Source organism: Bacillus sp. AG4(2022) (assembly GCF_031844465.1).
Classification (GTDB): Bacteria; Bacillota; Bacilli; order Bacillales; family Cytobacillaceae; genus Bacillus_AB; species Bacillus_AB infantis.
In genome coordinates this window covers 179,707-201,572 of sequence record NZ_JAUZVH010000009.1, presented here as the reverse complement: position 1 = coordinate 201,572, position 21,866 = coordinate 179,707, and the positions used below count along the sequence as shown (strand labels likewise).

The following is a 21,866-nucleotide window of genomic DNA, read 5'->3' as shown; positions in this document are numbered from 1 at the left end:
TGGTTTTCAAATAACTTTCCTGCAAAGCCCCGTTAATAAGCTTTTGCCCAATAAACGAGCTCTTCTGCCTTATTGCCGCAGCAGACACAAACATCGGATATATGCTCCTGTTCAAAAGGAATGCAGCGGGAGGTTGCACCGGTCTCCTCCTTAATTCTGTCTTCACATTCCCTCCTGCCGCACCACATTGCTTTAATAAACCCCTGATTATCCTTCAATGCCTGCTTGAACTCACCCATGCCTGCAGCATTCTCTGTTTTTTGTTCGCGTAGGTCCCGCGCTTTTTCCAGCAAATCTGACTGGATATCTTCCAGCAGCCCGGCGATTGCCTGCTCTGCCCCTTCAGCCTGGACAAACAGCTTTTCGCCTGTATCCCTGCGGACAAGCACGACCTGATTATTCTCGATATCCTTCGGGCCGGCCTCAAGCCTGAGCGGGATTCCTTTCATTTCGTACTCATTGAACTTCCAGCCAGGCTTTTTGTCGCTGCTGTCAATTCCGACCCTGAAACTCTTGCCGAGTTTCTCTTTCAGCTCATAGCAGAAATCGAGAACCCCTTCTTTATGCTGTGCCACAGGGACGATCATAAGCTGGGTTGGCGCAATCCGCGGCGGGATGATCAGGCCCCTGTTATCGCCGTGGACCATAATCATGGCGCCGATTACTCTAGTCGTAAGCCCCCACGACGTCTGATGCACATGCTGAAGTTCCCCTTCTCTGTCCGAATACTGGATGCCGAATGCCTTGGCAAAACCGTCCCCCAAATGGTGTGAGGTTCCTGTCTGGAGTGCTTTTCCGTCATGCATCAGGCTCTCAATTGTGTAGGTGAATTTTGCGCCGGCGAATTTTTCTTTCTCTGTTTTCCTGCCCTTAAGGACCGGTATGGCCAGGACGTTTTCACACAGATCTGCATAGACATCGAGCATCTTTGTCGTTTCTTCGTGCGCATCCTCGTCTGTTGCATGGCATGTATGCCCTTCCTGCCACAGGAACTCAAGCGTCCTTAGGAAAGGCCGGGTCGTTTTTTCCCATCTGACCACATTGGCCCATTGATTGTACAGCTTAGGCAGGTCCCTGTAAGAATGGATGATATTTTTATAATGTTCGCAAAAAAGGACCTCTGATGTCGGCCTGACGACTAGCCGTTCTGCCAGCTCTTCTGATCCGCCATGGGTCACCCATGCCACCTCTGGCGCAAATCCCTCGATATGGTCCTTTTCTTTCTGGAGGAGGCTTTCAGGAATAAACATTGGCATATAAACATTTTCATGCCCTGTTTCCTTGATCCTTCTGTCCAGCTCGTTTTTTATATTGTCCCACAAAGAATATCCGTAAGGTCGGATGATCATTGATCCCCTGACACTTGAATAATCGATCAGATCCGCCTTGGTCACCACATCTGTATACCATTGGGCAAAATCCTCTTCCATTGCCGTAATTTCTTTTACAAATTCCTTTGCCATGATTGCACCCCATATTCTGATTAAGTGTGAAACGATAAACGCATCAGCTCTCATCCCGGCCAGGGAAAGAGCTGCTGAAGCTTCTTGAAGAGTGCAGAAGGGCCGGCATTCTGCTGGAAAAATAAAAAAGCCCCGATTTATAAAATAGGGACCAGATCATGGCGGTACCACCCTAATTTATAAAGCAAGGCTTTATACTCTCTTCATGATAACGGCATGTGCCGCTGCTGCCTTCAAGTATCCGGCAGCGAACTCCGGGGCAGGTTCGGCAGCTGTCTATAGAAGCCTCCCACCGCCGGCTCCCTCTCTTGGATAGACATAGACTGTTTACTGATCCCCTTCATTGTTTCAGTTATTTTTCAGTATTATATACAGTGAAATGTACGATGTCAAACCTGTATTTTTTTAGATTTCAGCTGTTTTGGTTTTGCTGGGATAGATTAGGAGGAATTCAGCATGAATTTTTGTGAAGAAGAGGCGATTCTATATGAATTACTGTTTTATCAAACGGCGAATATGGTCATTCTGCCTGAATTCTGCTTTATTCTACATAAAATTCGAAAGATTTTACCTAAAATCTCAATGATTCTCCCTAAAAACTTTATAATTTTTCTTCCTTACAATAAATCCCAAAATCAACACTGAAAACCGGTGCCCTCCCTAATCAGAGAACACCGGTCCTGATGCTAATTCAAATTTTACAGCGCAGACACATGCCCCGCTGCCGTCCTGCTGACAGCATCCAGCGCCTTTTCTATATCACTGGCAGACACATCGAAATGAGTGGTGAGCCTCACCGAAGACGGCCCGAAAGTAACTGCGCGAACTCCTTCCTTCTCCAGCCTTTCTACAAACTGCTCTGAGCTCAGGCCCAGTTCCTTTACGTCTGCAACTATGATATTTGTATCTACCTGGTTGACGACAGTAATGCCTTTTATATTTTGAATCCCCTCAGCAAGCTTCCGGGCGTTCTCATGGTCTTCGTGAAGCCTGTGCCTCATCTGCGTCAGTGCAATCAGCCCTGGTGCCGCGATGATGCCTGCCTGCCTCATGCCTCCCCCAAGTCTTTTCCTCCAGATGCGGGCAGACTGGATAAATTCCCTGCTTCCGGCAAGGATTGACCCGACTGGTGCTCCAAGCCCCTTGGACAAGCATACCTGGACTGTATCAGCATGCCGGGTGAAATCAGTGACCGGCCTCTCAAGTGCGGCTGCGGCATTGAACAGCCTTGCTCCATCCATATGGACAGGAATTTTATGCCTGCGGGCAATTGCATGGATAGCCTCCATATTTTCCACAGACACAGCAGCCCCTCCAGCACGATTATGTGTATTTTCCAGACAAATCAGGCCGGTTTCGGGAAAATGCTGATCTTTCCCCCGTATGGCAGCTTCTATTGCGCCGGGATCCATTTCCCCCCGTTTTCCTGCAATCGTTCTTGTCTGGACACCGGCAAAAGCAGAAGCGGCTCCTGATTCGTAATAGAAAATATGGGACTCTGCCTCTAGGAGAATTTCATTCCCTGGTCTTGTATGCGTCAGGATGGCCGCCTGGTTTCCCTGGGTACCGCTTGTCACAAGCAGGGCTGCTTCCTTCCCGAGTATGTCTGCTGCGGACTCTTCAAGCTTGATGATGGAGGGATCTTCCGCGTAGACATCATCCCCGACTTCTGCTTCGTAAGCAGCCTTCCTCATTTCTTCTGTCGGCTTTGTCACTGTATCGCTTCTTAAATCTATCATCCTTATTCCTCCTGTCTTAATTCACTTTCCTGCCAAAGCTGCTGTTCATAAATACATAGAATATAACCCATATGTAAACCCAAATAAAAGCAAAAGCATACCCTCCCGCAACATCGGTCGGATAGTGGACCTGAAGGACAATGCGGCTGATCCCGATCAAAAGGATCCATAGGGCAAACGCAGCTGCCGCCATCATCCTGGCTCCCGCAGACTTTAATTCCTTTATGACAAAATAGGCTGTCAGCATATATAAAATGCCCCCTACCATCGCATGTCCGCTCGGGAAACTGAGACTATTCACCTCAGTGATATGCTCCAGCTCCGGCCTCTCTCTGCCGAACAGCTCCTTCAGCCGCTTGCTGGCCTCGTTCCCGAGTGCAACGGCAAACACAAGGACTGCCATGCCCAGATAGTCTCTCTTCTTGAACCACAGCCAAGCAAGAACTATAAGCGCTGCCAAACCGATGCCCTGCTTGTCGCCAAACCAGGTGAAAAATTCAAACAGCGGATAGGAAGAGGCCGAAAAAATCCCTGTGACAGCAGATGAGACAGCTCTGTCAAACCATAAAGATTCTCCCCCTGATACTGAATAGCCTATCAGCACTGCTGCAGCCACTGCCATTATAACAGCTGCCAGCGCTGCTTTTGATTGTTTTAACTGCAAACCCATACCATCTCCCCAGCTTCTTTTTCATTCACTCTTAGAATATTATTCTAAAGTTTTTCAAATTTGAAGGCTTATTATCCTGCAATTTATAAAAATAATGTTATAATTTTCGAAACAGTAAAAATTAAAACACAAAGGAGAGTTATTATGATCAGTTCATTATTCAGCAGACTTGAAGACTATTATGAAGAAATGGCAGCGATCCGCCGCTATCTCCATCAGCATCCTGAACTTTCCTTTCAGGAAGAAAATACAGCAAAATACATAAAAGAATATTATGAAAAGCTGGGAATCGAAGTAAAAGGAAATGTCGGCGGGAATGGAGTCGTAGCCAAGGTTTACGGAGAGAAGCCAGGGAAGACGATTGCCCTCCGTGCCGATTTTGACGCGCTTCCAATCCAGGATGAAAAAGATGTTCCTTATAAATCGCTCGTCCCGGGCGTCATGCATGCCTGCGGCCATGATGGCCATACTGCAACACTGCTTGTGCTTGCAAAGGTCCTTCACGAGCTGCGCTCCGAATTGGAAGGGACGTATGTCCTGATCCACCAGCATGCGGAAGAATATGCACCGGGCGGCGCTGTTTCCATGATCAAGGATGGCTGCCTTGAAGGAGTGGACGCCATTTTCGGCACCCACTTATGGGCTTCCGAACCGACAGGAAAGATCCAGTACCGGACCGGTCCTTTCATGGCTGCAGCCGACCGCTTTGAAATCACTGTACAAGGAAAGGGCGGACACGGAGCGCAGCCTCATAAAACGAAGGATGCCATTGTGACAGCCTCCCAGCTTGTCGTCAACCTCCAGCAGATCGTCAGCCGGAAGGTCGATCCAATTGACTCAGCCGTTGTTACTGTCGGATCATTCACGGCCCAAAATGCCTTCAATGTCATTGCCGATAAAGCTAAATTGGAAGGCACAGTGCGCACCTTCAGCGAGCAGGTGCGGAACGATATTGAAGAAGAATTGGAAAGAGTCGTGAAAGGAACCTGCTATACTGCTGACAGCACATACAGCTATACTTATCACCGCGGCTATCCGGCTGTCATCAACCATGAAGAAGAAACCAACTTCCTAGCCGAGTGCGCGAGATCGATTCCTGAGGTCAAGGAAGTCGTTGAAACAGCACCGGAAATGGGCGGCGAGGATTTTGCCTACTATCTTCAGCATGTAAAAGGCACATTCTTCTTCACAGGAGCGAAGCCTCTCAGCGATGATGCTGCATACCCGCACCATCATCCAAGATTCGATATTGATGAAAAGGCAATGCTGATTGCTGCAAAGACACTAGGTTCTGCGGCACTGCAATACCACAAAGTCGAGTCTCAGGAAAACGTTACCGTATAAGCAAAAAGCATCCGCCGATGATTCGGAGGATGCTTTTTTTCCTTTATTTTTTTAGAAACCGGAGCCTGTAGGCATTCCTTGCTGTCTCTCCCAGCTGGTCAAGCAGATTATAATTCGCATAAGCCCCCGCAACCGCCCCTATGCCCGGGAGCAGCTGCAGCATTTTGGCAAAGTCTATATAATCACGGTACTCCTGCTGGAACCCGCGCCATTCCATATCCTTCAGCTCTTTCACTTTCTCATCCCAATTCTCAATGACAGCCAATGTTTCCCGCCTTTTCTCATCACTTGAAAACGCAAGCTGAAACACATGCAGGATAAAAAGGCGCTCCTCATATTCTCCGGGATCATAGCCATAAATGGCTGAAGCTTCAAAAAGGAATTTCATTTTGATTGAAAGCAGCAGCGGGAAGTCGGCAAGCCCTAATAGGATGCCGCCTGCGCCTGTGCCGGCTCCTTCAATGGTTGCAGTCTTACGGTATGCAGCCAGCTTTTCAGCCAATTTTCCGTCCATTTCCTCAAGGCGCAGCCCGGCATCCAGCCTTTTCCTGGTAGTCAGATTAGAGCCTGCCAAGGTTGCTTTTACCATATTCTTGATTCCCTCGGTAATGACGGCATGTGCTTTCTCCGGGATATAGCTGTTGATTTTTGTCTGCGCCTTCTTTGAAAGACGGTTAAGCATTCCGGAACGCTTCAGCAGCTTCCTCTTCCACTCCTCCAGCTCCCGTGAAACCATCTGTTCATACTCATTCATTCGGCTGCACCCTTTCCTCTCGTTCAGCTTTTAGTTTGTGCTTAATACTACGTTTTTCTTCCGGAAAGGTTTCAGGCGCTGCAAAAAGCCTCCATTTAAATAACGGAGGCTTCTAATCAGTTCTTCAATTTCCTTCTGCTGTAAATATTCGCAAATACCCACGAAAACACGGCACCAGCTGCCGCACTGGCAAGCGCGGCCAGCCCGTCCCCCTTCAGCAGCACAACCAGGGAAAGAATGATGGTCTGCAGATAAAGGACAGCTGAGAGAAGTGAAGTAAAGGCTTTTTCCCGCCACTCTTCCTTCAGAGGGTAAAGCTGGATCCAGAGCTTGTTCTCATGATGGTTCCTGAGCGGCAGCAGCTGAAACCCCGTCAGATAAAGGAATAACAGCACAAGGAGGATCTGCCCCATCCCGAATGATATCAAATAAAGAGCCGCTCCCCCTATTACTGTCAGCCTGATGAACAGGCCGAAATAATCACCTGAGCGGATGAAGGTCCTCATATATAAATGCGCATGCAGCTTATCCTGCCCATATGGGATCCTGTTTGCCAGCCAGTCCAGCCATTTGCGCCGCTTCACTCTATCTTTAAGCTTCGGCACATCTGTAAACAGATTGGCCAGGCGGTAAAAGGATGTCATCCTTCTTTCTTCCTGTTCAATAAGATATTCCCATTTCAGGCCCTTTGGTTCAGTCTGTTTCCTGAAATACAGCCATAGTACCAGCAGGACTGCCGGTACTGGGAGCAGGAACAGGATGCTGGCATTTGAAAATAAAAGATAAAGAAAAGCTGCATTGAGGCAATACCTGATAACAGAATCGATCATCTTTGTATTTTTTTCCACGTAATATTGGACATGCCAGCGGATCAGAAGATTCAGCAGCTTAACAGCGAGTGAGCCTATCAGAAAGAAGAGAAACGGCTCAAAGCTTCCCCCGTTTACGACTGCGTACATTGGCATGAATATGCCGAGGCCCATCAGCAGAAGATAGGCCTGCACGGCCCAGCTGACACCCAGCGACCTGCGAAAATAGCCTGACAGCCTGTTTTCTACAGGCAACAGAAAGATTTTATCTGCTTCAGTCAAGAAAGTATAAACAGGGCTGTATGTCAGCAATACCCCCAGCAGGACAGCCATGATCGCAGCCGCAGGAAAATCTTCCGGGACGCCTTTAAGCCATTCCTGATAATAAAAGGCGGCCATCCCGAATAGAAATACGAGCACAATGACAATATGCCCGTTCAATATATAGCGGAGATAGCGGCTCAGTTCTTTGAGCCCATCCCCGAATCTGTTCTTCCAAAGTTTTCCCTCTTCAAACATAATCTTCTTCCTTTGTCAGCTGTATATATAGATCATCAAGTGTCGCGCCTGGCATGGAGAATTGCTGCTGCAGCTCAGAAAGTGTGCCTGCAGCCCTCACCTTGCCCTCGTGGAGAATGACAAAACGGTCGCAATACCGCTCCGCTGTAGCCAGGATATGGGTCGACATCAATATGCCCGCCCCTTCCTCTTTCATCTTCTTCATAAGATCAAGAAGCGATTGGATGCCGAGCGGGTCCAGCCCGACAAATGGTTCATCAACTATGTAAAGTGATGGCTGCACCAGGAAAGCACACATGATCATGACCTTTTGCTTCATCCCCTTTGAAAAATGGGCCGGGAACCATTTCAGCCGCTTCTCCATCCGGAATTCCTTCAGAAGGCCCTTCATTCTTTCCTGATATTCTTTCTCTTCGAGGCCATAAGCCATCGCTGTCATTCTCAGATGCTCCTCAAGCGTCAGTTCATCATAAAGGATCGGGGTCTCGGGGACAAACGCGAATTTTCTTCTGTATGCCTCCTTATCCTTGTGAAAAGGAGATCCATTGATTGTGATTTCCCCGGAATGCGGCTCCATCAGCCCGATAACATGCTTGATTGTCGTACTTTTGCCTGCTCCATTCAATCCAATCAGGCCGACGATTTCATTTGCATTCACAGTGAAGGAAACATCCTTCAGAACAGGATTCCTCGTATAGCCTCCTGTTATATTGCTAATATTCAACAAAGACATTCCAAAACGCCCTTCCATCTATTGTGATGCTTCTAGTTTAACAAAATGGCTGCGCCAGCAAAAGATTGAAGCAGGGACAAATTTAAATCCGGATGCATATCCCCTCTTTCAATGGGCATTCTAATCTATGAAGGGGAAAGATGATTTTCATCAATTGAAATGAGGTGTCTGTCAAAGACCAATTTCATTCAATATAAGCTTCCAGCGTTGCTATAAGGGGATGGTTGCATTGCACAGGAGTGCCAATTAACCAGATACTTGGAACACATGACATTCTTCTGGAATGAGGTGTTTATCAAAGACCCATCAGCCGGCTTTATAAGTTGTGAAACCTATAAAGAAACAAGGGGATGGTACGCTTGAACAAGGATCAGATCTCTCACTAAGCACTGACCATTTTAAAAAATGAGGTGTTTGTCGCAGAGAATAACCTGTAATAGAACGTTTCAGCGAAGTGATTTCCCCTTCAGAAGGAGCAGGATCCGCACCGGGTCCTGCTTTCTTTGTGATGTTTGGCCCGCAAACCTGCATCTGGTCTGCAAAACATCAGCAGCTTCTCAAAGCCGGGCGGCAGCCTGTTCGATTTTCAGGCAGGCAAGCTCAGCAGCTGTTCCCACATAACCTGCAATCTGGTCAAAAGTGAACACCTTTAGCGGCGCATTCAGTGCATCCTCACCGTACTCCATATCAGCAAGGCAATGCGGGACAAAATCACTAACGGCATGGGACGGCACTTCCTCCAAATCAGGCATTCCCCTATTCTCATTCAGTAACGCAGCAAGGCTGCGGCTCCCGTAAGCAGCAAGCAGCTTCCCATTAAGGAGCCCGAAATCCGCATGGTATAGCTTCAAGATCCGTTCGTCCTGATCCATTCTATTTCTCAGCCATGGCAGATAAAAGCCTTTAAGCCACAAATCATCGGCAATCAGATGCGCATAATATCCAAGGATATAGGCATGATTGCTTGTATGCCGGTACTTTTCAAGGAAAGCTTCATAATCAATCGACCTAGTAAAATCCTCAGTCTCCCCTGTGTAAAAATGCGAAAGCTCCTTTGGCGAAACAGCATCAGGTGCAATCCCTCCGAGCAAAAAGGAAGCCTTATCCCTGATCTTTAATTTTTCAGCAGCCATATCAGCTGCCAGCAGATGCATGATTCTTGAACCCACCCTGATTCTCCTTCCATATATACAGTACTTTGTAAGTTCGCCATCCTCCCTCATTCTCCTTTAATCTTTCCTTTGCCGGCAAAATTGGCGGATGATTTCTCCTCACATCCCCTGGTATGGTAAAATATTGAGAAAAAGAAAGGGCAGGTGCCATTATGCAGGATTGTATTTTTTGCAAAATCATCAATGGGGAAATTCCCTCAGCGAAAGTTTATGAAAATGAACATGTATATGCTTTCCTTGACATCAGTCAGGTAACAAAAGGCCATACACTTGTCGTCCCGAAAGTACATAAAGAAAATCTTTACGAGCTGACTCCCGAAATCGCGGCACGGCTATATGAGTCGGTTCCTGCCATCGCCAGCGCCATCAAAGAAGAATTTGACCCGATTGGGCTCAATACATTGAATAACAATGGCGAAGCAGCAGGACAGTCGGTATTCCATTTTCATCTGCATCTCATCCCGCGCTATGGAAAAGGCGACGGTTTCGGCGCTGTCTGGAAAACCCACCAGGATGAATACTCTCCTGAGGATTTGAAGCAGATTGCCGGAGGCATCAGCAGCCATCTGTAATAGCAGGAAAAAAATCCGTACTAAAGCTGAAACTGGCTGAGTGCGGATTTTTTTGTGGACCGGGCCGGTTTTAGGAGGCACTGGCGAGGCTGCTCATTTTTAAGGGGGCCCCCTTACCTGATACCCTTTTGATTCAAAATGTGCCTCAAAATTCAGACCGATAAAACAACTGTAAAGTATTCCTTTTTATCATTTTTAAAACATTCCCACTTTTTTGTTTACTTTCGTTCTGTTTCTGATAGGATGGAATAAAGTTTTTATTCTTTAAAGCACTATAGGGAGGTAAGATGATGAAGCGTGCATTGAATTTCAATGCCGGTCCGGCCGCCCTCCCTCTTTCTGTACTGGAGGAGGCACAGCGGAACTGGCTTAATTTTAATGGAACAGGAATGGGTGTGATGGAGCTCAGCCACAGGAGCCGGGAATATGAGGAGGTGCATGAAGGGGCGAAAACTCTGCTTCGGCGGCTTCTTGGTGTGCCGGATGATTATGAGGTCCTCTTTCTCCAGGGAGGGGCCAGCCTTCAATTTACCATGCTGCCGATGAATCTTTTGGCAGAGGGCAAAACAGGCTATTACGCACTGACAGGTTCATGGGCTGAAAAAGCCATGAAGGAAGCTGCCAAAATCGGCAAAACAGCATCAGCTGCATCCAGCAAAGAAGATACATACCGTTATATACCAGAGCTTTCAGGCCTGGCTGACCTGAAAGACGCTGCATATCTCCACCTTACGAGCAACAACACAATTTACGGTACACAGTGGCAGGATTTTCCTGAAACAAATGTCCCTCTTGCTGCCGATATGTCAAGCGACATCATGAGCAGAGAAATAGATGTAAGCAAATTTGATATCATCTATGCCGGGGCCCAAAAGAATTTAGGCCCATCAGGCGTAACTGTAGTGATTTTGAAAAAAAGCCTGCTTTCAGGACCGCGCGGGGACCTTCCCGTCATGCTCGACTATTTCACCCACAGCAAGAGTCAATCTCTTTATAATACACCTCCGACGCTTGCCATTTATATGCTGATGCTGGTGCTCGAGTGGGTGGAAAAAGAAGGCGGGCTTGCCGCTATCGCTGAAAGGAACAAGCAGAAAGCAGAGCTGATATACAGCAGCATCGATGACAGCGAAGGATTTTATCAGGGGCACAGCAGAAAGGACAGCCGCTCTCAAATGAATATCACATTTAACCTTCATACTAAAGAAGCTGCAGGCCAATTTCTCCATGCAGCCAAAGAAGCGGGATTCGTGGGACTGAATGGCCACAGATCAATCGGCGGCTGCCGGGCATCCATCTATAACGCCGTCCCGCTTGAACATGCTGAGAAATTAGCTGAATTTATGAGAAAATTCAAAAATAATAACTGAACAGAAACATATTCCGTTTCATCTTAATTGATAGTGTGGTATAATACGAGTAACTTTTCGCTGCAGGCAAGAGTGCACTGCAGGAAGAGAAAGAGCGAGAATAGCTGAGAAGAGGAGAGGTTAGAATTGAATACAAAGAATTTAGTTGCTTTATCATTGCTTATCGGAATGGGTGCCGTCCTTCATGCCGTTGTTCCGGGATTTTTCCTGGGAATGAAACCTGACATGATGCTCACCATGATGTTCCTCGGGATTATCCTTTTTCCTGAAAAGAAAAGTGTGCTTTTGCTGGGCCTTGCGACAGGACTGATTTCCGCCCTGACGACTACTTTTCCTGCAGGACAGATCCCAAACATCATCGATAAGCCTATCACTGCTTTTGTATTTTTCGGTTTGTTTTTAGCAGTCAAGAAGTTTAATGGTTCAGTAGTTTCAGCAGCGGTCCTGACTGCTGCCGGCACCATTATTTCAGGAGCAGTGTTCCTGACTTCCGCTCTTTTGATTGCAGGATTGCCGGGAACCTTTGCCGCATTGTTCGTGGCTGTGGTCCTTCCTGCAGCGGCTGTCAATACAGTTGCGATGATCATCCTTTACCCGGTTGCCATGAGCATCATCAAAAGAACAAAACTGACAGCAAGCCACACATAAAACCTCTCTTGAAATAGAGAAAAGAAAAAGGGTTATGGACGATGTTTTATCTTCCGTTTCCCTTTTTCTTTTTGATGTGTTTACACACGCGCAGTCAATTTAATTACCTACCATGAATATTACAGATACAATAAAATTTTAAAACCCCTGTTAATTGGAGTGCAGGGCACGTAGACTCCTGCGGGAAATAGCGGAAGAGTTGAGACCCCGCAGCCGCTTGCGGTGAGGGGGCTCAACTCCGCCCCGCGGAAAGCGAAGTGCCTGGAACGGAAATTAACAGCCACGTTCCAACCAGTAGCCTTAGAATTTAATCTTAAGATTGGATGCAGTTAAGTGTGGATTTTTCATTAGGAAAATCCAGTCAAAATAAAAGCCAGCAGAAAGAAAACAGCTCCCGCCCCCGCAAGCGCCCCTGCCCTTTTCTTTTGAATCGATTTAGGAGGATATACGCCAGGCTTTTTGGAAGCCAGCATATAATACACCGCCCCAAGGAACAAAACCCCGCACAAGGCAAATAACAGTGATGCCGCTCCGTTCATACAACCGCCCCTTCCGGTGAAATACCCGCTATTTTATCTTTATTCAGGATAAGAGATCCCTATGAACAAATGCCCCGGCCATGTTTAAACAATGAGAAGTTGTGATAAAGGAAAAGTAACATAATAGCCTGACCATAGAGGAATATGTTGTAAAATGCAGAATTGATATAAAAAGAAACTCAGAGGTGATAATTGATGAAAGCCAAATCCTTATTGCTGGGATTCCTGATCGGAGGAACGGCGGCCGGCATCAGCACATTGCTGTCTGCTCCAGCCTCAGGCAAGGACACCCGGAAGATGATCAAAGACAATAAAGAAGCAGTCGGCAGCCAGCTGGCGGAGCTCAAGACAGATTTCATGGAACTGAAAAGATCCGCTTCCTATGCTTCGATCCAGGGGAAATCACACCTGGGTGAATTTGTATCTGATATAAAGCACTCAGTTTCTGACTGGCAGAACGCAATCCGCCCGCAAAAGCTGGAACTGCAAAGAGATCTTCAATCAATCGAGCAGTCATTGACAGAGCTGGAAAATTCAATCGGAAGCTCAAAATCCGGGTCTCAGTAAAGATAATAAAAAATCCTTCTTTTTTGAAGAAAAATCCTTCAATTTAAGAAGGATTTTTTCATTTTAGGCAGAAAAGTAATATATTATAAAAATTGTTATTTTAGCCGTTCTTATAATAAACCCTTGCTGTAATGCCCCTTAACACCTAATATAATATTTATTAGGCTGATTTTCTAAAAATTTTGTATATTTATACCTTTATTAATTTTTGTTTTATTGGCATAATGATAATAGAGAATAAAAAAGTAGGTGGATTTATAGATGACGGAAAAACATTATTCAATGAAGGAAGCGATGCTTTTTAGCCAACGGATAGCTCAAATCAGCAAGGCTTTATGGAAATCGATTGAGAAAGACTGGCAGCAATGGATCAAGCCGTTTGACCTGAATATCAACGAGCACCATATCATCTGGATTGCGTACCATTTGAACGGCGCCTCCATCTCTGATGTGGCCAAGTTCGGTGTTATGCATGTGTCAACAGCCTTTAATTTCTCTAAAAAACTCGAAGAAAGGGGCCTTCTGAAATTCTCAAAAAAAGAAACGGACAAAAGAAATACGTATATTCAGCTGACTGAAAAGGGTGAAAGCGTTTTACTTGAACTGATGGAGAGTTATGAGCCTGAAACCAACGCCGTCTTTTCAGGTGCAATGCCTTTGAGGGATCTGTACGGGAAGTTTCCGGATTTTGTTGAAGTCATGGCGATCGTCCGCAATATTTATGGAGATGACTTTATGGAGATATTTGAAAAGTCCTTTGCCAATATAGAAGGCGAATTTGTGGATGAAGAAGGCAAGCTGAAGAAAAAAGAGACCGCAGAGAAAGAAATCGTTTAGACTACAGATACTTTTTGAGTTCGGACATAAGATCCATGAACAGGTTCTGCCTGAGGCAGGCCGGGATCACCATCTCAGGTTTAAGAGATGGATGGAGCTTATGCTTAAATTCTGTATAAAGCGGATGAAAGTAAACAAACCCTTCCGCTTTTTGCTCTTCCAGTTCTTTGCTCAGTTTATCACAAAGGTAGAAGAATTGTGTTACCTCTTTTTGATCCAGCGATTTTTCGACAACCATTCTGTAGAATGGCAATGTCTGCCCGGAAGCCATCATCAATAAAAGCTTCTGATGATATTCCAGTTTTTCAATTCGTTCTAATAGTTCCCCGATATTCATGAAAGAGTCCCCGCTTTGAATAGCCCGTTCTATTTTATGCATTTTCTTCGCATAGCTAATTATACAATCAAATTGGTGAAAAATGTCGTTTTTTTATTATTGATTTTTTATTCTAATCATCGTAAAGTATCCCTTGTGAGTTTTTTAGAAAAACCGCATGAATACTCTTCGGAGGCTGATACGATGAACTGCTGGAAGACGATCAATTACACAAAAGACTATGGATCCCAGAGAATATTTATCCTGTCTTCCATTACCATGATCATAACGTTTATATTCCTATACGTGCCTGCATCTTATTATTTTGAGCAATCTTCTTTTTACGATAATTATTTCTTTGTTTTTATTGCCTGCTTTTGGCTGATATATCCCATTCATAAGCTGCTGCACTTCCTCCCTGTTGCCCATCTTGGAAAAAGGGTGCAAAAGAAGGTTTCATTCAGGCTCGGCATTCCGCTGATTCATGTCAGGGTGACTGAACCAATTTCAAAGACGGTATTCATCGTCGCTTTATTGGCCCCTTTTGTCATCATCAACGGAATTCTGCTTGCGGCCTGCTGGCACTTTCCTCATTATGTACATTATATTACCATGCTGCTCGCATATCATGCAGGACTTTGCTTCTCAGATATGCTCTGCATGAAAAATATATGCACTGCTCCGCAGCAGGCCTATATAGAAGAAAATGAAGAGGGAATCGAGATCCTGATCTACAGGGCGCATTAGACAGGCAGCTGCAGAGGCTGCCTCTTTAATTTCACGGAAGCATCCCCTCATTGCTGTTGATTTTGGGCTCATGCTTCGCGAAATAAAGCTTCACACGCATGAGCCCAAAATCAGCAAGGTACACTAACACAGCCTTCATATAAGCTGGCCCGGCTGAATATAATGAGCAGATCAGGCCGTCCTTATTACTATCTTTTTTGCCTTTTTTTTGTTATTGTATGTATCATATAAAAGTCTGTCATCAAGGAGGGAATAGTCAGATGATCTCCGTTTTTATCCTGTTTGCTATTTTCATATTGTTCTATATCAACAAGATGACGAATTCCCTTTGTCTGCAGAAGGAAATCCCTGAAGAGAAACAGCCAAAGGTGTTCAGGACCATCAATATCCTGATCACGATCCTTTTGGTATCCTCTTTCGTGGAGCTGCTGTTTGCATAATTCTACATATAGCTTTCATATGCTGCGAAGATTGCCAGGCGGGGGCATGCCCTGCAGATCAAGGATTTCAGCAAAATAAACAATGGTTAAAAGCGGTGAGGGATTCCCCCACCGCTTTTAATTTTATATTCTTGCTTAAACGAAGGCCTGCTATTACAGCCAGGAAGCCCCGATAATAATCAGGAGAATAAATAGGACTACAATCAACGCGAAACCTCCGCCGTAACCTGCTCCACCGGACATAATTAATCCCCCTTTCAATAATTGGACAGTGCATTGCTCACCGTAAATGCCTTAAGGACTAAGGCAGTCTTACAGCCAGGCTGCACCTACAATAATTAACAAGATGAACAGAACAACAATCAACGCGAAACCACCGCCATATGCGTATCCCACGGTAACACCTCCTTTAAGGCTGTTACTTCATGCTATTCAACGAACATTGGGGCCCATCAGGCTTATACCGGGAGTCCCCAAGATCTTGTTAATAGAAAGAAAGGGCTGATGTATTTTGATTTTTACTTTCCCTTTCTACTCCATATCTTATGTCCGGAGAGAAATATCCGGCATAGGCAAAACACCCATTTTTTGAAAGAATTTCTAAAAGGATTCAGATATTGTTTTTGCTCTAATTGGAATATGTGTTATAGTAATGGTTGTGTATTACAGCAAATTCAAAAAACTTTAGGAGTGTTCAACATGAAAAAATGGATGCTATCCCTTTCCATAGCTGCAGGGGTTATCGGTCTGAGTGCATGCAGCTCCAATGCAGAAGACAGCTCAGAAGTTGTAGTTGAAACAAAAGCAGGCGATATTACAAAGGACGAGCTATATAATGCAATGAAGGACAAGGTGGGCGAACAGGCCATCCAGGAGCTTGTTTATAAAAAGGTATTGTCTGAAAAGTATAAAGTTTCAGATGAAGAGCTTAATGAAAAAATCGATGAGCTTAAACAGCAGCTTGGCGCAAACTTTGAAATGGCATTGGCCCAGTATGGCTATGAAGATGAAGAAGATCTGAAGGAAACATTCAAGACCGGCCTTCTTCAGGAAAAGGCTGCCATCAAGGATGTAGAGGCAACTGAAAAAGAAGTGAAAGAATACTATGATAACTATAAGCCTGAAATCAAGGCCCGCCACATTCTTGTGGAAGATGAAAAAACGGCCAAGGAAGTAAAGAAAAAGCTTGATGAAGGTGCAAAATTTGAAGACCTGGCTACTGAATATTCACAAGATCCAGGCTCTGCAGCAAACGGAGGAGATCTTGGCTGGTTCGGTGCCGGCAAGATGGTGCCTGAGTTCGAAGAAGCAGCCTACGCACTGGATGTAAATGAAATAAGCGAGCCGGTTAAAACTGAGCATGGCTACCATATCATCCAGACTACCGAGAAAAAAGAAAAGAAATCCTTCGAGGAAATGAAGGAAAAAATGGAATACGAAGTAAAAGTGTCCAAGCTTGATGGTGAAAAAATCCAAGCGGCAATGGACCGTGAACTGAAAGATGCAAACGTGAAATTCAAGGATGAAGACCTTGAAGGCAGCCTGGATAATGAGGCAGCTGCACAATAATAATCCAGATGAAAAGGCAGATCCCATGGATCTGCCTTTTTTTCACGAAAGAGAACGTGAAGCTGATTTCCGCTCTTCCTTCTCCCTCTCGAGCCTTTTCATGTATATTTCACCTTCACTTTCTATTCCCTCCCTTTCTTCCCTGCGCTCTTCTTTCCCGGTCTTTACAGCCATTATGGCGCTTATGATAATCCCTGCTGCAACCAGGTATACCCAAATTGGAATCATTGCTTTATTGTCTCCTTTCCATGAAGGGCTGTCCCATCTTTTCTTTGTAGCTTATGTATATGGCTGTCAGAATTAAAATATGCTTAAATAAAATCCTATTTGCAGGTTTAACCTTTCCCCTTAAGGGTATATAAATACGAAGCTGCTTTTTATACAAAAAAACAGCTGACCGTCATATTTGAGGTTCAGCTGCTTAACTGTATACTAATAAAGTGTCCATAATTCAATCCGCCTGCAGTTTTATAGTTGGGATTCAATGTCCCCGATCATTTCATCAATGGTTTCAGAAACTTCTGTTGTTTTCCTCGCAATGGAAATGCTGAATTCCAATAATTCCTTGTAATTTTTCACTGGAATGTTTGAGTTCGTTTTTTCATATTCATTAAGCTGCAGTCCAATATTCTGCAAAATATACAAAGCCTCTTCCATTGATCCTCTTTCAGCTTTAAACATTCACATTTCCCCCTTTATCTATAATGGTTATATTATGGATTATTTGGTTCAATAATGACATGGTAATAATTTCTAAAAAAATGATTTATTTTTTCCGGACTTTCCAATTGCCGGCATGACAGGATTTCCGGACTCCGCCTATTTTTTTGGTAAATTGCACCACAATCAAAATACCCCGGCCATTTTGGCACGGGGTATTTTACTGCAGATATCATTTATGGAATACCGGCTTATAGAAGGCACGGTTATCAAGTGCAAATACACGTTCTGTATATTCTCCCGGCTTCACTCTCTCCAAGGCCCTGTCCATCATATTCATCTTTGCATCCAGATTATCTATATAATGGAGGATTTCCGCCTCTTTGATCAGCGGCGGCTTCGGGCTGCCCCATTCTGCTTTGCCATGATGGGAAAGGACCAGATGCTGGAGCACAAGCACCTCTTCACCTGAGATACCCAGTTCATCTGCAGCCTTGCCGATTTCAGTCACCATGATCGTAATATGGCCTAGCAGATTTCCTTCCACCGTATAAGAAGTCGAAATCGGCCCGGAAAGCTCAATTACCTTTCCAAGATCATGGAGAATAACCCCGGCATACAAAAGATCCTTATCAAGGCTTGGATAAAGGCCTGAAATCGCCTTGGCCAGATCCAGCATGCTCACGACATGGTAAGCCAGTCCGGAAACAAATTCATGATGGTTCTTTGTTGCTGCCGGATAATGAAGGAATGCCTCATTATGCTTTTTGATCAGATGCCTTGTGATACGCTGGATATTCGGATTCTTCATCTCGAATATATACTGTGTAATTTTGCTGGTCATTTCATCTGTGCCGATCGGTGCTGTCTCCAAGAAGTCTGCCAGTTTGACAGAATCAGATGGTGAGGCCGTCCGGATCTGGCGGATCCGCAATTGGCTCCGGCCCCGGTAATTCTGGATATCGCCTGCAACTTTAACAATCGTTTCAGGAGAGTAGCTTTTAACATCTTCTTCAGAAGCATCCCAGAGCTTTGCTTCTATATCGCCGCTCTGATCCTGGAAGACGAGCGATAAGAATGGTTTGCCATTGCTGGCAATTCCTTTCGTCGAGCTTTTAATCAGCATGAACAGCTCTGCCTGCTCTCCAACCTCGTAATTCATAATCCCCTTATTCATAGGTCTACCGACGCTCCCTTCTATGAAAATATTATAACATACCAGGCATTCAGTATAGCAGGCTGAACGATTCGTCTCCCCTGGCAATTTATGAGCAGGGGCAATCCCTCTCCGGATTTTATGCAGCATCCGCTGTCCAGAATTGGAACACAGCAAAAAGCCCCTTGCGTGCAAGGGACTGATGCCGATGTGACTGATAAGAAGAGAGCCTGATTTCAATTATCAGCGAGCTGTACTTTCCTGCCCTGAAGGTCTGCCGCCTCATCTGGATGAAAGTGTTCAAGCAGATGCCTTTGGCAGGTAAAAAACAATATCTGATGGCCCCTCAGACCCCTCAGGAGCTCAATCATCCTCCTGGTTCTTACATGATCGAAATTGACGAAGCTGTCATCGATGATGATAGGGAATGAGTATCTTTTATAGATGGCTGCCGCCAAGGCCAGCCTGATGGAAACATACACCTGCTCAGCCGTTGCCTGGCTGAGTTCATTGGCTTCGAAAAGGGTGCCATCGCCTTTCTCCACGAGAAGTCCTGCCCCCTCTTCTTTTGGAGTGATGCGGACATAGTGCCCGCCTGTCAGTACGGAAAGAAATTCTTCCGCCTTTCCCAGCATCTCCGGCATATATTCTTGCTTGTACGCTTCAGCGGTATTCTCAAGGAGCTTTCTGGCCAATGCATATTTGGCCCACTTTCTCGCCCCTTCATTGAACTCGCTCTTTGCAAGGGAAAATCTATGCAGCAGGTCGCTGTATAAGCCGCCTTCCTCGATCATGGCAATTTCATGGTTCAGCGATGCCACTTTATCCTGAAGCTGAGGGAGTTCTTTTTTGATATCGTCCAGGGTTTCTCTGCAGCGTGCAATTTCCGCTTCAGGAGCAGGAATGGCAGAGAACTCAACCCTTTCCTTTTCCGTTAAGGAAGAAAGCTTCAGCTGCCTGTCCAGATGCCTGATTTCTTCCTGCAGCTCTTCCTGCTTTACTGCATGAATCCCTTTTTCAATGAAATCCCCCTCTGTGCCTGCCTCAGCAGTCAAGAACAGCTTTTCTTTTTCTTCACTGATGTAAGCCAGCTCTCGAACACATTGCTCTTTCTCTTCTTTCAGCTCCTGTATGGCTGCTTCCTTTGATTTAAGCTCATTCCATTTGCCCTGAGCCTCCAGCAGCCGTTTTTTCAAAGTAAAGGCTGTCTCCTGCACACTGCCTCCTGCTTCTTCTAGGATGAGCTCTGCAAGCCTATTGGCGAGTCCAGCAATTTCAGCAGCAGCTTTCTCAGCAGCAGCTGCCTCCGCTTTTTCATGGCGGAGCTCACGCCTGACCGATTTCAGCTTTTCCAGCAGCATGAAAGCATCATGGACATGGGACTGTGCCAAGGAAGCAGGAATGAACAGCTGCCTGCCGAGTTCTGCAAGAAGGCTGTCTGCAAGGGCGGATTCTTCCTCCCATATTTCAAAAGCAGCAATGACTTTATCATATTGCTCATTCTGCTGCTGCAGCCTGACATTCAGCTGCAGCTGGCGTTCCCTAAGCTGCCTGTCCTTTTCAATCCGCTCTTTCAGGTAAAACGCCCCTTCCGCCTGCGGACTTTTTATGCGTTCATCCAGTTCTTCCATGCTTTTCTCAATGGAAATAAGCTCTTCCTTTAGAAATCTCGATGGGCTGTTGTCTTCTTTTTTCAATAAAAGCCAGGCAATAAAAGCAAATCCTGGTATAGCTGCAAGCATAAACTCCCATTGGCTATCTGCCAGGCCCCAGGCAATCAGCCCGGCACAGATGAGCGCAACCATCAGCGCCTGAATCTTTACTGCTGCACGCTGTTTTTGCTGCGATGCTTTGTCATGCCGGATTGCATTCTTCAGGAAGGCTGACCTTCCCTCAAGGTCTTCCCTTTTTCTCAGAAGACTCTCGGGATCAGATTCCCCCGCGAGCCGGCGGCGGATTTCTCCCAGCTCTTCATCGGGCAGGAGAGCGGCATTCACCTGATTTAATTCCTCTTCCAAGCTGACTAGCCTGTCCTTTTCTTCCGAGAAGCGTTCATCAAGCTCCGCACGCTTTTCTGCAAGCCTCTGCTTTTTGCGCTGTGCCTCAGCAGTTTTTTCCTGCATGAAGATGCTTGTATCTGCCTGTTCCAGCTCTTCATCTGACAAGCGCAGATGAAGCCTGTCCTTCAATTGATCCGACTCTTCCTCCAGCTTCCTGATTTTATAGGAAGCCTGCTTAGCCTGCTGGACAAGCTGTCCGTATGCAGGCATCTTTTCGTGAAGTGACAGGATCTCTTTTTCATGATCAAGGACCAGCTGATCCGGGCTGATCTTCCCTGCCTCTTCCCTAAGGGCAGCAAGCCTGGCTGAAAGGCTCGCATCCCTTCCCTTCAGCGGGATTTCATTTTGGTTCAGCTGCTCCAGTTTCTCCAGCCCTCCCGGAGGAAAACGCCCCCCTGTACCGGCTTCTGCTTCCTGCCTTAAAAGCTGCACCTTTTTATGGACCGGGCCCATACGCATCCACTCTTCCAGCTGATAGAGCCGGACCCCTAATGCATCTGCTTCATTGCGCAGGCTTTCAATCCTCGCGGCAGCAGCCTTCCGCTCAGCCGCCATGGCCCAATATTGTCCGTTTTTCTGTTCTGCTTTTTTAAGATCAGCATGCAGCTGCTTCAGTTTTTTCAGCTGGTCATTCAAAACAGGGATTTTCCCGCCCGGCCTAAAAAGCCCTTCCATTTCTTTCTGTATTTTGTTTTCTGCAGCTGCCAGACGATCAGACCCTATAGCACCGGCGGAAAAAAGGAATTTGCTCAGCTCTTCATTTTTCATGGAGTGGACATTCTGCAGCCCATGGAGATTGAATGAAAAAATGGCCTGGAAAAGCGTTTTATCTACATGTGAAAGGAGTTCGCCAAGGAGCTCTTCCCCTCCTCGTTCCCCAGTCTCCATCACCACACTTACATCTCCTGCTGATTTTCCTTTTACCCGCTCGATGACTGCTTTTCCCCTTCCAGGGAAGGAAGCTGTGATCCTGCCTCCGTATTTCGCCCCAAATTTCGGTTCATATCTGAGCTCAGCCTGCTGCCTGGAGGGAAAGCCAAACAGGATGCTGTGTATAAAAGACATGATGGTAGATTTGCCTGCTTCATTTTCGCCAAAGAAGACCTGGAAATCTCCAATGCCGGAATAGACAGCATCTTCAAGTTTGCCGTAGCCGTATATATGGATTTCAAGTATTTTCAT

Annotated in this window: 24 protein-coding genes and 1 other annotated feature; of the genes, 9 read left to right on the top strand and 15 right to left on the bottom strand. The window is 45.8% G+C overall.

What is annotated here, in order from left to right; all coding sequences use genetic code 11:
• Positions 1-32 precede the first annotated feature (32 nt).
• The 3 genes from proS to Q9R36_RS22155 all read right to left on the bottom strand — a co-directional run bounded on the left by proS (position 33) and on the right by Q9R36_RS22155 (position 3,872).
• Positions 33-1,463, bottom strand: coding sequence for a proline--tRNA ligase (gene proS, locus Q9R36_RS22165; RefSeq protein ID WP_306009381.1), 1,431 nt, complete (start codon positions 1,461-1,463; stop codon positions 33-35).
• Positions 1,464-1,606: 143 nt separating this feature from the next.
• Positions 1,607-1,816, bottom strand: a binding site (T-box leader).
• A gap of 345 nt (positions 1,817-2,161) precedes the next feature.
• Positions 2,162-3,202 carry a threonine aldolase family protein gene (locus Q9R36_RS22160; protein WP_306009382.1) on the bottom strand — a complete coding sequence of 347 codons (1,041 nt, stop codon included), beginning with the start codon at positions 3,200-3,202 and terminating at the stop codon, positions 2,162-2,164.
• 16 nt (positions 3,203-3,218) lie between these two features.
• The gene (locus tag Q9R36_RS22155; RefSeq protein ID WP_094769669.1) at positions 3,219-3,872 is read right to left on the bottom strand and encodes a phosphatase PAP2 family protein; all 654 of its coding nucleotides are present in this window, start codon (positions 3,870-3,872) and stop codon (positions 3,219-3,221) included.
• A 144-nt stretch (positions 3,873-4,016) separates the two neighbouring features.
• Here Q9R36_RS22155 and Q9R36_RS22150 point away from each other — a divergent pair, with 144 nt between their 5' ends.
• Complete coding sequence (locus Q9R36_RS22150; protein ID WP_101550973.1) at positions 4,017-5,216, top strand: M20 family metallopeptidase; 1,200 nt, start codon at positions 4,017-4,019, stop codon at positions 5,214-5,216.
• 43 nt (positions 5,217-5,259) lie between these two features.
• On the opposite strand, the gene Q9R36_RS22145 is transcribed toward Q9R36_RS22150, so the two are convergent.
• The 4 genes from Q9R36_RS22145 to Q9R36_RS22130 form a co-directional block, all read right to left on the bottom strand.
• Positions 5,260-5,970, bottom strand: a complete 711-nt coding sequence (locus tag Q9R36_RS22145) for an EcsC family protein (protein ID WP_009793970.1) — start codon at positions 5,968-5,970, stop codon at positions 5,260-5,262.
• A gap of 116 nt (positions 5,971-6,086) precedes the next feature.
• On the bottom strand, positions 6,087-7,298 hold the full coding sequence (locus Q9R36_RS22140; RefSeq protein ID WP_253616513.1) for an ABC transporter permease: 1,212 nt from the start codon (positions 7,296-7,298) through the stop codon (positions 6,087-6,089).
• Positions 7,291-8,031, bottom strand: coding sequence for an ABC transporter ATP-binding protein (locus Q9R36_RS22135; RefSeq protein WP_094769683.1), 741 nt, complete (start codon positions 8,029-8,031; stop codon positions 7,291-7,293). Before Q9R36_RS22135 ends, Q9R36_RS22140 begins: the two co-directional genes overlap by 8 nt.
• A gap of 557 nt (positions 8,032-8,588) precedes the next feature.
• Positions 8,589-9,200: a zinc dependent phospholipase C family protein gene (locus Q9R36_RS22130; protein ID WP_224949933.1), complete on the bottom strand. Its 612-nt coding sequence runs from the start codon at positions 9,198-9,200 to the stop codon at positions 8,589-8,591.
• Positions 9,201-9,355: 155 nt separating this feature from the next.
• Here Q9R36_RS22130 and Q9R36_RS22125 point away from each other — a divergent pair, with 155 nt between their 5' ends.
• The 3 genes from Q9R36_RS22125 to Q9R36_RS22115 all read left to right on the top strand — a co-directional run bounded on the left by Q9R36_RS22125 (position 9,356) and on the right by Q9R36_RS22115 (position 11,793).
• Entirely contained in the window at positions 9,356-9,775 is a 420-nt protein-coding gene (locus tag Q9R36_RS22125; RefSeq protein WP_009793974.1) for an HIT family protein, read from the top strand.
• Positions 9,776-10,065: 290 nt separating this feature from the next.
• Complete coding sequence (gene serC / locus Q9R36_RS22120) at positions 10,066-11,145, top strand: 3-phosphoserine/phosphohydroxythreonine transaminase (RefSeq protein WP_224949985.1); 1,080 nt, start codon at positions 10,066-10,068, stop codon at positions 11,143-11,145.
• Between the two features lie 126 nt (positions 11,146-11,271).
• The gene (locus Q9R36_RS22115) at positions 11,272-11,793 is read left to right on the top strand and encodes a tryptophan transporter (RefSeq protein WP_009793976.1); all 522 of its coding nucleotides are present in this window, start codon (positions 11,272-11,274) and stop codon (positions 11,791-11,793) included.
• A 347-nt stretch (positions 11,794-12,140) separates the two neighbouring features.
• On the opposite strand, the gene yhzF is transcribed toward Q9R36_RS22115, so the two are convergent.
• On the bottom strand, positions 12,141-12,332 hold the full coding sequence (gene yhzF / locus Q9R36_RS22110) for a membrane protein YhzF (RefSeq protein ID WP_009793977.1): 192 nt from the start codon (positions 12,330-12,332) through the stop codon (positions 12,141-12,143).
• 195 nt (positions 12,333-12,527) lie between these two features.
• On the opposite strand from yhzF, the gene Q9R36_RS22105 reads away from it, so the two are divergent.
• Positions 12,528-12,899 (top strand): YtxH domain-containing protein, encoded by a 372-nt coding sequence (locus tag Q9R36_RS22105; RefSeq protein WP_101550979.1) that lies wholly within the window; start codon positions 12,528-12,530, stop codon positions 12,897-12,899.
• Positions 12,900-13,160: 261 nt separating this feature from the next.
• The gene (locus Q9R36_RS22100) at positions 13,161-13,736 is read left to right on the top strand and encodes an HTH-type transcriptional regulator Hpr (protein ID WP_009793979.1); all 576 of its coding nucleotides are present in this window, start codon (positions 13,161-13,163) and stop codon (positions 13,734-13,736) included.
• A gap of 1 nt (position 13,737) precedes the next feature.
• On the opposite strand, the gene Q9R36_RS22095 is transcribed toward Q9R36_RS22100, so the two are convergent.
• A complete protein-coding gene (locus Q9R36_RS22095; RefSeq protein ID WP_022543568.1) occupies positions 13,738-14,073 on the bottom strand; it encodes a YhaI family protein in 336 nt (111 codons plus the stop codon).
• 183 nt (positions 14,074-14,256) lie between these two features.
• On the opposite strand from Q9R36_RS22095, the gene Q9R36_RS22090 reads away from it, so the two are divergent.
• Positions 14,257-14,799: a DUF3267 domain-containing protein gene (locus Q9R36_RS22090; RefSeq protein ID WP_224949931.1), complete on the top strand. Its 543-nt coding sequence runs from the start codon at positions 14,257-14,259 to the stop codon at positions 14,797-14,799.
• A gap of 260 nt (positions 14,800-15,059) precedes the next feature.
• Positions 15,060-15,239 (top strand): hypothetical protein, encoded by a 180-nt coding sequence (locus Q9R36_RS22085; RefSeq protein ID WP_009793914.1) that lies wholly within the window; start codon positions 15,060-15,062, stop codon positions 15,237-15,239.
• 153 nt (positions 15,240-15,392) lie between these two features.
• On the opposite strand, the gene Q9R36_RS22080 is transcribed toward Q9R36_RS22085, so the two are convergent.
• Positions 15,393-15,482 (bottom strand): YjcZ family sporulation protein, encoded by a 90-nt coding sequence (locus tag Q9R36_RS22080; RefSeq protein ID WP_022543565.1) that lies wholly within the window; start codon positions 15,480-15,482, stop codon positions 15,393-15,395.
• Positions 15,483-15,551: 69 nt separating this feature from the next.
• Positions 15,552-15,635, bottom strand: coding sequence for a YjcZ family sporulation protein (locus Q9R36_RS22075; RefSeq protein ID WP_022543564.1), 84 nt, complete (start codon positions 15,633-15,635; stop codon positions 15,552-15,554).
• A 303-nt stretch (positions 15,636-15,938) separates the two neighbouring features.
• Here Q9R36_RS22075 and Q9R36_RS22070 point away from each other — a divergent pair, with 303 nt between their 5' ends.
• A complete protein-coding gene (locus tag Q9R36_RS22070) occupies positions 15,939-16,808 on the top strand; it encodes a peptidylprolyl isomerase (RefSeq protein WP_224949928.1) in 870 nt (289 codons plus the stop codon).
• A 42-nt stretch (positions 16,809-16,850) separates the two neighbouring features.
• Here the strand turns inward: Q9R36_RS22070 and Q9R36_RS22065 are convergent, their stop codons facing one another.
• The 4 genes from Q9R36_RS22065 to Q9R36_RS22050 all read right to left on the bottom strand — a co-directional run bounded on the left by Q9R36_RS22065 (position 16,851) and on the right by Q9R36_RS22050 (position 21,866).
• Entirely contained in the window at positions 16,851-17,036 is a 186-nt protein-coding gene (locus Q9R36_RS22065; RefSeq protein ID WP_009793916.1) for a sporulation YhaL family protein, read from the bottom strand.
• A 240-nt stretch (positions 17,037-17,276) separates the two neighbouring features.
• On the bottom strand, positions 17,277-17,489 hold the full coding sequence (locus tag Q9R36_RS22060) for a hypothetical protein (protein ID WP_009793917.1): 213 nt from the start codon (positions 17,487-17,489) through the stop codon (positions 17,277-17,279).
• A 211-nt stretch (positions 17,490-17,700) separates the two neighbouring features.
• A complete protein-coding gene (gene yhaM, locus Q9R36_RS22055; RefSeq protein WP_009793918.1) occupies positions 17,701-18,645 on the bottom strand; it encodes a 3'-5' exoribonuclease YhaM in 945 nt (314 codons plus the stop codon).
• Positions 18,646-18,860: 215 nt separating this feature from the next.
• On the bottom strand, positions 18,861-21,866 hold the full coding sequence (locus tag Q9R36_RS22050; RefSeq protein WP_129613582.1) for an AAA family ATPase: 3,006 nt from the start codon (positions 21,864-21,866) through the stop codon (positions 18,861-18,863).